Source organism: Plebeiibacterium sediminum (assembly GCF_026013605.1).
Taxonomy (GTDB): domain Bacteria; phylum Bacteroidota; class Bacteroidia; order Bacteroidales; family Marinilabiliaceae; genus Saccharicrinis; species Saccharicrinis sediminus.
Genome location: NZ_JAPDPJ010000315.1, coordinates 1 through 454, shown reverse-complemented (window position 1 = coordinate 454; position 454 = coordinate 1). Strand labels below are relative to the sequence as shown.

The following is a 454-nucleotide window of genomic DNA, read 5'->3' as shown; positions in this document are numbered from 1 at the left end:
ATTTCAAAGTTTGCAGCTTCATCAGCACAATAGGTTACTTCCATATCCTTAACCTCTGGATCTGGATTTACATTTATAGTTACATGAGCCTCGCTGGTACAACCTGTTGCTTCATGGGTAACAACTACATCAAATTCATTAATTGTTTGTGGTTCGCCATCTTCAGGGATAGTCATTTCTCCTATCCAGGCAAAAGAATACCCTTCAGTATTTCCTGAAACCATAACATCCGCATTGAATGATGTGATGTCAAAATCTGCGACTTCATCGGCACAATAGGTTGCTTCAGTATTCTGAACTTCTGGATCAGGATTGACAACGATAACCAGATGTGCTTCGCTTGTACAACCTGTTGCGATATGAGTAACCACAACATCAAACTCATTCGTTGTTTGTAATCCTCCATCTTCAGGGATATTCAACGAAGAAGCATTCCAATTGAAGTTATAATCTT

At 39.2% G+C, this 454-nt stretch carries 1 protein-coding gene; it reads right to left on the bottom strand.

The window, feature by feature from the left end; all coding sequences use genetic code 11:
• The coding region (locus OM075_RS26690) for a hypothetical protein (RefSeq protein ID WP_301193394.1) at window positions 1-454 on the bottom strand (454 nt) is incomplete at both ends.